This is a genomic window from Methylobacterium sp. 174MFSha1.1, assembly GCF_900116815.1.
In the GTDB taxonomy this organism is placed as follows: domain Bacteria; phylum Pseudomonadota; class Alphaproteobacteria; order Rhizobiales; family Beijerinckiaceae; genus Methylobacterium.
Genome location: NZ_FPCB01000077.1, coordinates 1 through 13019 on the forward strand (window position 1 = coordinate 1; position 13019 = coordinate 13019).

The 13019-nt window shown below is 70.2% G+C and carries 10 protein-coding genes, 1 rRNA gene and 1 pseudogene; 3 read left to right on the forward strand and 9 right to left on the reverse strand.

Annotation, left to right across the window (positions count from 1 at the left end; all coding sequences use genetic code 11):
- Both BM430_RS33395 and BM430_RS33400 read right to left on the reverse strand, forming a co-directional pair.
- A pseudogene (locus BM430_RS33395) lies at window positions 1-189 on the reverse strand (IS110 family transposase); the annotation flags it as partial.
- 276 nt (window positions 190-465) lie between these two features.
- Window positions 466-1788 carry a chloride channel protein gene (locus BM430_RS33400; protein WP_244539785.1) on the reverse strand — a complete coding sequence of 441 codons (1323 nt, stop codon included), beginning with the start codon at window positions 1786-1788 and terminating at the stop codon, window positions 466-468.
- 101 nt (window positions 1789-1889) lie between these two features.
- Between BM430_RS33400 and panE the strand changes: the two genes are divergently transcribed.
- On the forward strand, window positions 1890-2828 hold the full coding sequence (panE, locus tag BM430_RS33405; protein WP_093571474.1) for a 2-dehydropantoate 2-reductase: 939 nt from the start codon (window positions 1890-1892) through the stop codon (window positions 2826-2828).
- 96 nt (window positions 2829-2924) lie between these two features.
- Here panE and BM430_RS35480 read toward each other — a convergent pair whose 3' ends face one another.
- The 7 genes from BM430_RS35480 to BM430_RS33440 form a co-directional block, all read right to left on the reverse strand.
- Window positions 2925-5528, reverse strand: a complete 2604-nt coding sequence (locus BM430_RS35480; protein WP_244539786.1) for a galactose oxidase-like domain-containing protein — start codon at window positions 5526-5528, stop codon at window positions 2925-2927.
- 1029 nt (window positions 5529-6557) lie between these two features.
- Window positions 6558-7481 (reverse strand): aminotransferase class IV, encoded by a 924-nt coding sequence (locus BM430_RS33415; protein WP_093571475.1) that lies wholly within the window; start codon window positions 7479-7481, stop codon window positions 6558-6560.
- A gap of 35 nt (window positions 7482-7516) precedes the next feature.
- Entirely contained in the window at window positions 7517-8290 is a 774-nt protein-coding gene (locus BM430_RS33420) for an amino acid ABC transporter ATP-binding protein (RefSeq protein ID WP_093571476.1), read from the reverse strand.
- A 16-nt stretch (window positions 8291-8306) separates the two neighbouring features.
- Window positions 8307-8972, reverse strand: coding sequence for an amino acid ABC transporter permease (locus BM430_RS33425; RefSeq protein WP_093571477.1), 666 nt, complete (start codon window positions 8970-8972; stop codon window positions 8307-8309).
- Window positions 8973-8984: 12 nt separating this feature from the next.
- Window positions 8985-9650 carry an amino acid ABC transporter permease gene (locus BM430_RS33430; RefSeq protein WP_093571478.1) on the reverse strand — a complete coding sequence of 222 codons (666 nt, stop codon included), beginning with the start codon at window positions 9648-9650 and terminating at the stop codon, window positions 8985-8987.
- 24 nt (window positions 9651-9674) lie between these two features.
- Window positions 9675-10511 carry a transporter substrate-binding domain-containing protein gene (locus tag BM430_RS33435; RefSeq protein ID WP_093571479.1) on the reverse strand — a complete coding sequence of 279 codons (837 nt, stop codon included), beginning with the start codon at window positions 10509-10511 and terminating at the stop codon, window positions 9675-9677.
- Window positions 10512-10567: 56 nt separating this feature from the next.
- The gene (locus BM430_RS33440; protein ID WP_093571480.1) at window positions 10568-11281 is read right to left on the reverse strand and encodes a GntR family transcriptional regulator; all 714 of its coding nucleotides are present in this window, start codon (window positions 11279-11281) and stop codon (window positions 10568-10570) included.
- Window positions 11282-11576: 295 nt separating this feature from the next.
- Here BM430_RS33440 and BM430_RS33445 point away from each other — a divergent pair, with 295 nt between their 5' ends.
- Window positions 11577-12509, forward strand: coding sequence for a tyrosine-type recombinase/integrase (locus BM430_RS33445; RefSeq protein ID WP_093571481.1), 933 nt, complete (start codon window positions 11577-11579; stop codon window positions 12507-12509).
- Between the two features lie 435 nt (window positions 12510-12944).
- Window positions 12945-13019 (forward strand): 16S ribosomal RNA (locus BM430_RS33450); the annotation flags it as partial.

Here is a 13019-nt window from a genome sequence, read left to right on the forward strand (position 1 = left end):
GCGCGCCCAGTGATGGGCGGTGGCGCAGGCCTCCATCGCCACGATGGTGGCGGGGATCTTCTTGAGCGCCGGCAGCAGCTTGTCGCGCGAGACGCGCTCGGTGCTCACCACGGCGCCCTGCGCGTCCTGGGCCTCGAACTGGAAGACGGACTTGGCGATGTCCAGGCCGATGATGCTAATCTGCGTCACGGACGGTCTCCTCGGTTGGGTGTCAGACGACCTCAACCTGGCACTTATGATGCCGGCGGGGGCCGTCCACCCCAACATCCCGGGGCTCGCCGAAGGCGAGAACCCGGGATCCATAACCGCAGGTGGTGCAGAACCAAGCGAGACGCGGTCAGACCTTTTCCGAGCGACCTGCGTCTCTGGATTCCGGGCTCCGCTTTCGCGGCCCCGGCATGACCCTGTGAGGGGGGGCCGGAAGGGCGCCACGTCCCCTGTCGAATCCCCGCTCATCCACATCCCTCACGCCGGACCGCTCAGCTCCGGCTCCCGGGCCCGGCGCCCGGTGATGCGCTCGACCATCGGCTCGGCGAGCGCGTGGTAGAGCCCCTCCGGGCAGACGAGCTTCGAGGCCGCGTCGGCCAGGAGCGCCGCGACCATCAGGGGAATCACCAGGGCGTGGTTCTCGGTCATCTCGGCCACGATGACGAACGAGGTGATCGGCGCCTGCAGCACGCCGGTCAGGTAGGCCACCATCCCGACCAGCACCACGGCCCCGACCGGCACGCCGGAGAACAGGCCGGCGATCTCGGCGCCCAGGCCCGCGCCGACCGCCAGCGAGGGGGCGAACAGCCCGCCCGGGATGCCGCTGATCGACGACAGCGTCGTGGCGACGAATTTCAGCGGGCCGAACCAGGCATGGGTGTCGGCGGTGCCGTGCAGCAGCGCCTTCGCCTGCTCGTAGCCGGTGCCGTAGACGTGGCCCTCGGTGGCGAGCCCGCACAGGGCGACGCCGAGGCCGCATAAGGCCGCGAACAGCACCGGCCACCCTGAGACGAACCGTCCCGCCGCGCCGGGCAGCCCGCGGGCGACCGCGATGACGATGCGGCTGAACAGCCCGCCGGCGAGGCCGCCGAGGATGCCGCAGAGCGGCACCACGGCCCAGGCCCGCAGCGGCAGGGTGTCGGCGGTGGTGCCGAAATAGGTGTAGTTGCCGACGAGCGCGAGCGAGGTCAGGCCCGCCGCGATGATCGCCCCGAGGATCAGGCTCGACGTCTTGGCCTCGTAGGCGCGGCTGAGCTCCTCGATGCCGAACACGATGCCGGCGAGCGGCGTGTTGAACGCCGCCGCCACCCCGGCCGCGCCCCCGGCGAGCAGGAGGCCGCGCTGGCGCTCGGGCGCGAGCGGCCCGGCCGCCGCCATGAGCGCCGCGCCGACCTGCACCGTTGGCCCCTCGCGCCCGGTCGAGGCGCCGCAGAGAAGCCCGAGCGTCATCACCACGATCTTGCCGGCGGCGGTCCGCAGCGAGACCAAGGGGTGGCGCAAGGCGGCGTCCTCGATGTCGCGGGCGGCGATCACCTGCGGGATGCCGCTGCCCTGCGAGTTCGGAAAGACCGTGCGTGCGAGCAGAGCCGCGACCCCGAAGCCGACGGGCGTGAGGACCAGTGCGATCAGCGGCGAGATCCCGAGCACCGCCCGGAACCCCGCCTGCGCCGCGTCGGCCAGGTAGGCCATCAGCACCGCCGCGGCCCCCACCGCGATGCCCCCGATCACGAACAGCCCGCGCCGGACCCAGATCCCGGCGAGATCCCGCGACCCGGACAGCCGCCCCCGCAAACCCCGCACGCGCCGCAACTCCCGTCACTCGACCTCGACGGGCCACCTTGGACGAAACCGCCGGGAATGCGAAGCTCGGCCTGCACGAAGACGGTCAGGAGGACGCGGCAATGCGGGTGCTGGTGGTGGGAGCCGGCGCGACCGGCGGGTATTTCGGGGCGCGGCTCGCGCGAGCCGGGCGCGACGTGACCTTCCTGGTTCGGCCGGCCCGGGCCGTGCGACTGGCCGAGCGCGGCCTCTCGGTGAAGAGCCCGCTCGGGGATTTTCGCATCGAGCGGCCCGCCACCGTGACGGCGGGCGCGATCCGTCAGCCCTTCGACCTCGTGCTCCTGAGCTGCAAGGCCTACGACCTGGACAGCGCCCTCGACGACGTCGCCCCGGCGGTCGGGCCGGACACGATGGTGCTGCCGATCCTCAACGGTCTCGCCCATCTCGACGCCCTCGACGCGCGCTTCGGGGCGGAGCGGGTGCTCGGCGGCTCCTGCGCCATCGCGGCGACGCTCTCGCCCGAGGGCGAGATCGTGCAGATGAGCGACCTGCACGCGCTCACCTTCGGCGAGCGCGACGGGACGCGCTCGGAGCGGATCGCCCGCGTCGCCGGAGTGATGGAGGGGGCGGGCTTCGCGGCGCGCCTGAGCGAGACGATCCTGCTCGAGATGTGGGAGAAGTGGGTCTTCCTCGCGACGCTGGCCTGCGGTACCTGCCTGATGCGCGCCCCCGTCGGCGACATCGTGGCTGCCCCCGGCGGTCGGGCGGTGATGCTCGGCCTGCTCGACGAGTGCCGCGGTATCGCGGCCGGCGCCGGCCACGCGCCGCGGGACAAGTTCCTGGAGTCGAGCCGCGGCACCCTGACGGCGGAGGGCTCGCGCTTCACCGCCTCGATGCTGCGCGACATCGAGCGGGGCGCCCGGATCGAGGCCGACCACATCGTCGGCGACCTCCTGGCCCGGGGCCGTGCGGCGGATCCGGGCGGGGCCTGGCCGCATCTCGCCGCCGCCTACACCCACCTCAAGGCCTACGAGACCCGGAGGGCGCGGGAGCAGGGCTGAATGACGAAGACGCGCCCGGCGCGATGGCGCCGGGCGCGACGGAGCGATGATCCGGGAGGTCGGGGCCCCCGATGGACCGGGCCCCCGGGTCGCGCCCTACCAGCGGTAGATGTTGCGGTCGAGCCCGACGACGATCGCCCGCTGTGCGCTCGGGAGCGTGACGGCGTTCGCCTTGAAGTTCGGATCGACGAGCGCCCAGTTCCCGACCGTGTTGTCGCCGGTCTTGCGCCACATCAGCTTGCTGCCGGTGTTGGTCACCACGACGCTGCCGTCCGCCGAGGCCGCGATCTCGGCCGCGTCGCCACCGACGGCGACCCAGTTGCCGCCGCGGTCGCCGCGGTAGACGCGGTTGTCGGTGCCGATGTGCCAGAGGCTGTTGCCGTTCATGGCCGCCACCTTGAGCGCCTTGCCGGGAAGCTGCGTCCAGGCAATCGTGTTGTCATCCGCCTGCTTGAGCCAGATGTCGTTGTTGCCGTTGGCGATGAAGACCGTGCCGCCGGCGGCAGCGATCGACTTCGCGTTGGTTCCAACCAGGGTCCAGTTCTGGCCGTTGTAGCGGTAGACGTTGGTGTCGGTGCCTATGGCGTACATGCTGGTGGCACTGAGCACCGCGATGTCGACGAAGGCTCCGGGCAGCAGCACCCAGTTGTTGTCGCTCACATAGCGCCAAGCCGACCTGTTGTCGGCGTTGAGGGTGACGAGGGTACCGTCCGCCCCGATCGAGACGCGCGAGGCGGCGATGCCGATCTGCGTCCACTGACCGGTCGCAGCCGGAATCCCGGCTCCACCCGCCGTGCCGCCCGCGGCAGTTCCGCCGGCAGTCGTTCCGCCGGCGGTCGTGCCGGTGCCGGCCGTCCCGCCGGTCGCCGTCCCACCAGCGGTCGTGCCGGTCGTCCCGCCGGTCGCCGTCCCACCAGCGGTCGTGCCGGTGCCGGTCGTCCCGCCGGCGGCTGCGGTCGCCGCCGGTACCGCCGGTGCCGCCACCGGGCCCGGCGCCGCGACGCCGGCGCCGAGCGCGATGATCACGCCGGGCGAGGGCACGCCCTTCTGGTCGATCGCCACCACTTGGTAGTAGCCGGGGGGCGCGACGTTGGCCGAGCCCGGCGCCTGCATCGTCACGGCGGTGCCGTTCTGGCTGAAGCCCGCGACGATGCGGCGCTGCCCCGAGTTGAAGCTGTGCGTCACCGCGCTCAGGCCGACCAGAACCACCTGCGACAGGCCGTTCGGCGAGGTGAGCTCGAATTGCAGCGAGCCGCCATGCTGCAGCTGCACCGTGTTCAGGCTGACGATCTGCGGCCGCGGGGCGAGCGCCGTCTTCCCGTTCGCGGTGGTGAACAGGTAAGGCGGATAGTACACCTCGGCGTTCTGATTGTTGACCGGCCCCGGCGCACCGCCGCCGGCGATGAGGAGCGCGCCGTTCTGCATCAGGATCGCGGTCGAGTGGTAGCCGCGATAGACCCCGCCCGAGGCGCCGACCGACCAGCGGCCGGTCTTCGGGTCCCAGATCTCCGTTTGCAGCACGGTGTCGCCGCCGGCCCGGTCGTTGAACTTGCTGCCGCCGGTCACCGCGACCTGGCCCGTGGGCAGGACCGTGGCGTTGGCCCAGGCGCGCCCGACGCTCATCGGATTGGTGTCGGTCACCACCGGGTTGCCGGTATTGATGTCGATGATCGAGGCGCGGCTGCTCGACAGGAAGCCGGAGCCGTTGTCGTAGCTGTTGCCGCCGACCTGGAGGATCTTGCCGGTCTCGTACATCGCCGCGGTCGAGACCGGGCCGACGTTGGGCGCGTCGGTCGCCGAGTTGGCGTTGCGCTGCGGCTCCTTGAAGTTCATCGCCGTGACCGCGCCGTTCCCCGACGGGTCGAGGAACCACATCTTCTCGGCGCTGATGCCGAACACCTTGCCGTTCGGGGCGACCCAGGCGCGGGGATACCACCAGCGGCTGTTCTCGGGGCCGAACGCGTCACGGCTCTTGGCGCTGAACAGGCTCCGCCACTGCGTGCCGTCGTAGATCTCCGGAGTCATCCCGGTCATCAGGCCCTTGTCGATGCTGCCCTGGGGATCGGCCCAGCCGCCCTGGTAGGGATAGGAGCCACCCATGATGAGCTGCTGGCCGTTGGGCAGCGTCAGCATGGTCGAATAGTAGCGGTCGTTGGCGAGCCGGGCCGTGACCGCGAACGCGCCGTTCGCGCCGTTCGGGACGCTCCTGACGACGAGGCTGCCCTTGTCGTTGCCGTTGTCGAAGATGCCGCCTGAGGTCATCAGCGATCCGTCGGTGCGCAGGGCCTGCGCGCTGCAGAAGCTGTTGACGCCGCCGATTCCGGCATAGGTCGTGGTGCCCTGGCCGAGCCCCTTGGAGGGATCCCAGAAGGTGAAGGTCCGGCCGTCCTGGACGCCGGGATTGCCGGCGGCGGTGCCGTAGGACACGATCCGGCCGCTCGGCATCATCGCGAGGTGGATGGCGTTCATCGGCCAGTCCTTCACGCCCGAGAAGAGGCCGGCCGTCGGCGCGTTGTCGGGCAGCGGCAGGCCGGACATCAGCGGGTCGGCGACCTGGTTGACCACGATCCCGAACTGCGCAGCCTGCGCCGGGGCGAGGAGGCCGGTCGCCAGCACCGTGGCGGAGAGGAGGGCCGAGAGGAGGGCGTCCTGGCGCAGCCGCATGCGGCGCCGGTCGTCGGCGTGTGTCGCGTCGATCATGGGGAGAACTCTCGCTGGAAGGTCAGGGCGTGTGCGGGGCGGGTCCGGCGCGCCGGGGCGGCGCATCGAAGCTCTGTGCGACGAGGGTCGGGTCGCCGAGGTCGCCTCGGGAGAGGAGGCGGGTGCCCGGCCGCGCAGTGTTGGCGGAAGGCTAGGGCAGGGTGACGAAGTCCCCCGGCGCCGGTGCCGCTGCGCTCTCTCGCGGCCCAGCGGGCGCGGTGCTGGGAATGCCCCAGAAGGGCGGGCCGACCGCGAGGGCTGCCATATCCTTGAATCCCGGCCGCATGGCTCGCATCACCCGTCCGTCTGTGTGCTGTCCCAGTGCCGAACCTGACGCATGGGTGTTTATATCCGGTAATCGGCCGCGGATAACGAATCATGACCAGCATTCCGTAGCGGATCGACGTGTCTTCGCTGGGGAAGTTAAGCCGACGACACTGCGTGAATGGCTATCAGGCTTAACGGGAAGCAAGGACGTCTGTTAGAAATGCCGCGGTCGGATGAAGCCGGGCGGTGACGCGGGCCGGGGCGTCGACGCCTGGACGGAGGGCATCGCGCCGTTCGCGGGCGGCGCTGAACGACGAACGCCAGGGGAGGGGCTTCAGACGGGACTGGAGAGCACGATCCGGCTGCGTCGCGACAATCTCCTCGACGCCGAGAGCTGCTTCGGCGCACGATGATGGAACTGAGATGAAGCTCTCCATTCCATCCGCGACCTCATATCAGGGAGATACTGGAAAATTCCTCGAAACAAGCTTGCAGGTAACTCGGATATCTTGATAAAATTTCTCGAAAATCCTGGAAATCACAGGGTCATTCCGGGGCTGCGCAGCGGAACCCGGAATCCAGAACCGCAGAATGAACATGATCGAGCGGAACGTCTCTCGCCTCGTTCGGCAGCCCCTGAACGTCTGGATTCCGGGCTCCGCTGCGCAGCCCCGGAACGACCAGGAGGGTTTTGCGACTGTCGGGCGAGTCGAACAAGCTCCGGGGTCCGCAGCGAGCCGGCATCCACCCGCCGCACGAGGCTCACGCCAGCGTATAGGCTTGGTAGAGCCGGCTCGCCTCGGCGGTGACCGGGCCGGGCTGGCCGGTGCCGATGCGGCGGCCATCGATCCGGGTCACCGGGGTGATGCCTCCGAGCGTCCCGGTCACGAAGGCCTCGTCGGCGGCGTAGGTCTCGGCCAGGGTGAAGTCGAGCTCGCGCACGGTGCCGCCGCTCTCGCGCCACAGCTCCATGACCTTGCGGTGGGTGATGCCCTTGAAGTTGCACCGTCCCGTCGAGGTCCACAGCTCGCCCTTGCGGACGATGAAGAAGTTGGTCGAGTTGCAGCTCGCCACGAACCCGGACGGGTCGAGCATCAGCGCCTCGTCGGCGCCGCAGTTGATCGCCTGGATCAGCGCCTGGATGAAGTTCAGGCGGCTGTGCGAGTTGAGCCTGAGGTCGAACACGTCGGGCGTGCTGCAGCGGATGGTCGAGGTCATCAGCGCGAGGCCGGCCGCCTTGGCCTCGGGCCGCGGCGTCTTGTACTCGGCGATGATGACGATTGTGGCCCGGCCGAGCGCGAAGCGGGGATCCTGGTTCGGCGTCGTCTTCCGGCCGCGGGTGACCATCAGGCGGATATGGGCGCCGTCGGTCATGCCGTTGCGCGCGAGCGTCGCCCGGATCGCTGCCACCATCTCCTGGCGGGTGAGGCCGATATCGAGGGCGATCGCGCCGGCGCCCTCGTAGAGCCGGTCCATGTGGTCGTCGATGGCCAAGAGCTTGCCGTTGACGAGGCGCAGGCCCTCCCACACCCCGTCGCCGAGGACGAAGCCGGCATCGAAGACCGAGACGGAGGCCTGGTCGCGGGGGAAGAACTCGCCGTTGATCGAGACGAGCACGCCGTCGTTGCGGGGATCGTCGAGGTAGCCCTGCGCGCTCGCCGCGCTGGAGGTCTGTGAGCCGGACACGGGATGGTTCCTCGGTTGATCTTTTGGAGGGTGCGTCAGAACGCGAATTCGCTGTGGCGCGCCAGGAAGGTGCGGGTGCGCTCGCCGCGCGGAGCTTTCAGGACCTCGTCGGGGGTCCCGGACTCGTAGAAGCGGCCGTCGGCCAGGAAGACGACTCGGGTGGCGAAGTGGTAGGCGAAGCCGAGCTCGTGGGTGACGAGGAGCATGGTGCGGCCCTCCTCGGCGAGCCCGCGGATCACCCGCAGCACCTCGCCGACGAGTTCGGGGTCGAGCGACGAGGTGGGCTCGTCGAAGAGCAGGATCTCCGGGTCCATCGCGAGCGCCCGGGCGATCGCCACCCGCTGCTGCTGGCCGCCCGAGAGCCGGCTCGGATAGGCGTCGCGCTTGTCGGAGAGGCCGACCTTGCCGAGCTCGGCCTCCGCCCGCGCCAGGGCCTGGCCCCGGGGCATGCCCTTCACGGTGACGAGGGCCTCCATCACGTTCTCGACCGCTGTCCTGTGCGGGAAGAGGTTGAACTGCTGGAAGACCATGCCGACGCGCCGGCGCACGCCGCACAACTCGCCCTCCGGATAGATGGTGGCGCCGTCCCGCCCCGGCCGGCCGAGCACGCGCCCGTCGAGGGCGATCCGCCCGGAGGTCGGAACCTCCATGAAGTTTAGGCAGCGCAGGAGGGTGCTCTTGCCCGAGCCGGAGCCGCCGATGATCGCGACGCGCTCGCCCGGCCTCACCGCGAGATCGATGCCGCGCAGGACCTCGTGCGATCCGAACGACTTGTGGAGGCCTTGGACGTCGAGGAGGGGGGGCGTCATCGCGGGCGAAGACCTTTCAGCTGCGGGCGGCCAGCCGCCGCTCGAGGCGGGCGGAGAGGACGCTGCCCGGATAGATCAGGACGAAGTAGACGATCGCGACCGTCGTCAGGATCTCGAGCGGGCGGTAATAGGTCGAGCTCAGCAGGCGGCCCTGGTACATCAGCTCGTGCACCGAGATCACGGAGGCGAGCGAGGTCACTTTCGCCAGCTCGATGCCGCGGTTGGTAAAGGCCGGCAACATGCGGCGCAGGACCTGCGGCAGGATCACCCGCCGCATCACCTGGGCCCGGGTCATGCCGAGCGCCCGCGCCCCCTCGAACTGGCCCCTGGCCACCGACTGGATCCCGCCGCGAAAGATCTCGGCGCAATAGGCCGCCGTGTTGAGGGTGAGCGCGAGCAGGGACGCGGCGAACGGCGACAGCTGGAGGCCGATCACGATCGGGAAGGCGTAGAAGAACCAGATCAGCTGGATCAGGACCGGCGTGCCGCGAAAGATCTCGACGGCGCCGAGGGCCGGCCGGGCGACCCATCCCGACCGGGACAGGCGGGCGAGGCCGAGGAGGAGGCCGAGGGCGAGCCCGGCCGCCATGGCCGGCACCCAGAGCTGCACCGTGACGAGGAGGCCGCGCAGCAGAACCGGCCAGTTCTGCGCCAGCAGGCTGAAATCCCACTCGTAATCCATGCCCCGGAAACCTCAGCGGTAGGCGGTCAGGCGGCGCTCGGCCCCGCGCGCCAGCGCGCCGCAAGTGACCAGCAGCACGAGGTAGAGGAGGGCGACGACCGTGTAGACCTCGAGCGGCCGGAAGGTCTGGCTGTTGACCTGCATCGCCTGGTAGAGGAGCTCGCCGTAGGCGAGGGTGGAGGCGAGCGCCGTGGTCTTCGTCAGCTCGAAGGAGCGCTCGACGAAGGGCGGCACCATGCGGCCGACCGCCTGCGGCAGGATCACCCGCCGCATCGCCTGCGCCCGGGTCATGCCGACCGCCTTGGCCCCCTCCCACTGGCCCCTCTCGATCGACACGATGCCGCCGCGAAACACCTCGGCGTAGAACGCCCCGGACTGGGTCGAGAGCGCCAGGATCGCCGCGGCGAGGGGATCGAGGCTGATGTCGGCGAGCACCGGCAGCGCGTAGAAGAACCAGAAGAAGTGCACGATCGGCGGCGTGTTGCGGTAGAACTCGATGAACGCCGTCGCCGGCGCCCGCAGGAGCCGGGACGGGGACAGCCGCATCAGCGCGAGGCCGAGCCCGAGGCCGACGCCGAGCACGATCGACACGGCCGCGATCTTGACGGTGTTGACGAGCCCGAGCGCCAGCATGTCGAGGTGGCGCAGGACGGGCATGAAGTCCCAGGCGTAGGTCACGGCCGTCCCTCCCGTTTGGGCCCCTCAGACCCACTTCTCCCGCGCGAGGCCCGGGACGGTCGCGGGGTCGATGCCGCGGGTCCGCAGGTAGGCCGCGAAGGAATCCTGCGGCTTGCCGGCAGCGTAGAGGGCGGCGAAGCGCTCGCCGAGCCACGTCCTGAAGGCCGGGTCGGCGTCCCGGCGGATGCCGGCGCTGGTGGCGACGGGAGTGACCGGCTTCATCAGGACGACCTTGCCGAGCTTGAGCCGGGCATACTGGACGACGAGCGCCGGGTGGAACTGCGCCACCGCGTCGACGCGCTTGGCCGCGAAGGCGGCCACCGCCTCGTCGTTGTTGGAGAAGCGGCTGATGCTCGCCGCCTTCAGGGTCTCGGTCACCATGCGGTCGACCGAGGTGCCGAGCGTCACGCCGATGCGGATGCCGGGCTTGTCGAGGTCGCTCCAGGCGGTCGCCGTCTGGTCCGGCCGGACGAGGGCGCCGGCGGCGTAGTAGAAGAGCGGGCTGTCCGGGAAGTCGATCGCCTTGCGGCGCTCCTCCGTCGGGTCGAGCACGAACATGACGTCGATCTGGTCGGCCTGGATCGCCGCGACGCAGTTCGCCCAGCTCGTCTCGACCGGCACCATCGTCACCCCGAGATCGCCCGCCAGCGCGGTGCCGAGATCGATGCCGACGCCGCTCCAGGTTCCGGCCATCGGGTCCTTGAAGAACCACGGCTCGGCCGAGGTGACGCCGATGCGCAGGCGGCCGCTGCGCTTGATGCGGTCGAGCGAGGTCTCGCCCTGCGCCGCCACGGGGGACGGGCCCGCGGCGGCGGCCGCTGCGGCGAGGGCGAGCGCGAGGACGTCGCGGCGACGGGTCATGGGTCTCTCCTGCACGGGGCGTTCCTGAAACTTGATCGGCATGTGGGACAGGGCGGTCACGGGCGCCTCTCGGGCAAGCGCTCGCGCCCGTCGAGGAAGGCCTTCGTCTGCTCGGCGCCCCGGCGCATGTGGCTCTCGATCTCGCCGCGCATCGCCGCGAGGTCGTCGCCCAGGGCGAGGCGCAGGTAGTCGTCGTGGCCGTCCCGGCGGGGGCCGCGCAGGCCGTGGGCCCGGTGATGCGCCGCCCAGTAGAGTTGCAGCCGGCCGCGCAGGCCGTGCCAGATGGTCAGCAGGAAGGAATGCCCGGTCGCTTCGTAGACCGTGCCGTGGAAGCTCAGCTCGGCGAGGATGCTCGTCTTGTCGTCGCCCGCATCGATGGTCGCCGTCAGGGCCGCGTGCCGGCGCCGCAGCTCGGTCCGGAATCCTTCGTCGCGCCGGTCCCACAGCTGCTCGAAGGCGAAGGTCTCGAGGTTGCGGCGGATCGAGTAGATCTCGTCGACGTCCTTGACCGAGATGTCGATGACGTAGGTCCCCGTATAGGGAACAGCCTCCAGGATGCCTTCCTCGATCAGCTGACGGATCGCCTCGCGCAGCGGGCCGCGGCTGACGCCGAACTGCGCGGCGAGCGTCGTCTCGACAAGCTGCGAGCCGGGCGCGATGTCGCCGCCGAGGATCGCGCTGCGCAGGCTGTCGGCGATGCGGCTGCGGAACGTGTCCTTCGGCACGCGGGGAAAGCCGTCGGTCAGGGAAGTCGCGCGTCGAGCGGTCATGCGGGCCTCGTCGGTCGTCGATTGTCAACAATCGACGACCTGACGCAAGAGGCGGCATGCACGATGTGTGAGCGACGGGTGCCGCTTCGGCAGACAGGTCGAGGCGCTGCGGGCGCGGGAATGGCCGGAGTGCCTTGATCCTGGTGGCCGTTCGGCCGCGGGGGGAGAGCGACGCGAGCGCGGCGAGCGGCATTCGCGGGCGCACCCACGCCCGTGGAGCCGGCATCGGGCCCGTTCGCATAAGCGGTTTTTCTCAGAGAATGTCCCGTTAACCGGCCGGCCTCATGCTCCGGGCATGACCAATGCCGAGATCATCGAGCTGTGGCTCGACGCCCTGGCTGCCGAGCGCGGCACCGCCGCCTCGTCGCTCACGACCTATCGCCGCGACGTCGCGTGCTACCTCGGCTGGCTCGGCGGGCGCCGCCTCGCCGAGGTGACCCGGCAGGACATGGTCGCCTACCTCGCCCATCTCGACGGGCGCGCCCTGTCGCATTCGACGATCAGCCGGCGCCGCTCGGTGGCCAACGGCATCCACCGCTTCATGGTGGCGGAAGGTCTCGGGACCGGCAATCCGGCCGCCGAGCTCCAGCCGATGAAGCGGCCCGACCGCCTGCCGTTCACGCCGGGCATCGAAGCCGTCGACCGGCTGATCGAGACCGCCCACGCCCTGGCCCGGGACGGATCGGTCGGGCTCTACCGGCAGGCCGGCTACGCGCGGCGCGCGGCGTTGCTGGAGACGCTCTATGCTAGCGGGATGCGGGTCTCCGAGGCGGTGACGCGTCCGGCCGACGCGGTGCGGCCGGGAACCCGGATGATCCATGTCCGCGGCAAGGGCGGCAAGGACCGGCTGGTGCCGCTCCACGACCGGGCGGTCGAGGCGATCGGCTGGTGGCGCGAGCTGGCGGGCCGGTACGGCTCGCGGTCCGACGTCTGGCTGTTTCACCGGGTCTCGAACGGCGAGCAGCACCTGACGATCGACGCGGCGCTGAAGGAGATCAAGGAGACAGCAGCCGCGGCCGGGATCCCGAACGCCTCTCGCTGGTCGCCGCACAAGCTGCGCCACGCTTTCGCGACCCATCTCCTGCAGAACGGCGCGGATCTGCGGGTGATCGGCGAACTCCTCGGCCACGCCGATCTCGGCACCACCGAAGTCTACACCAAGGTGAACGTCGCGCGCGCGCAGAAGATGGTCCGCGACCTCCACCCGTTGTCGGACGCCTCGTCGTAACGTCGGCGCCGGCCTGCCGGTGCCGACGACCCCTGCCCCGGAAAACGGCAGGACGATCCCGGTGGCGCCCACGGGCGGCAGGGCGAGTTGACAGGCGAGCCGGCTACCCTTAAACGACCGCTCACCGACGGGGCGCCGAGACGAACGGCCTGCCCCACCGGACTTCCCGAGAGAGAGTGAAGCAAGGGCCAGGGCAACCCGGTGCTGCTTTCTGTTCTTCAAGGGTACGAGATCTGGCTCCGGCCCGATCAGCTCTTTGACAAGTTCATACGAGAAAGAGAAGCGTGGACGGCGTCGTCCCTGCGGATCCTGCCTTCGGGTGGGATCGTGAGTAGGATGATGCTGGTCTGACGTTTCGGTGCTCACACGATCAGGCGGAAACGCCGGTCGGTCGTGAGCCTCCGTTACTATTGTGATCAGCTTTGATCAGCTCTTCAACTTGAGAGTTTGATCCTGGCTCAGAGCGAACGCTGGCGGCAGGCTTAACACATGCAAGTCGAGCGGGCCCTT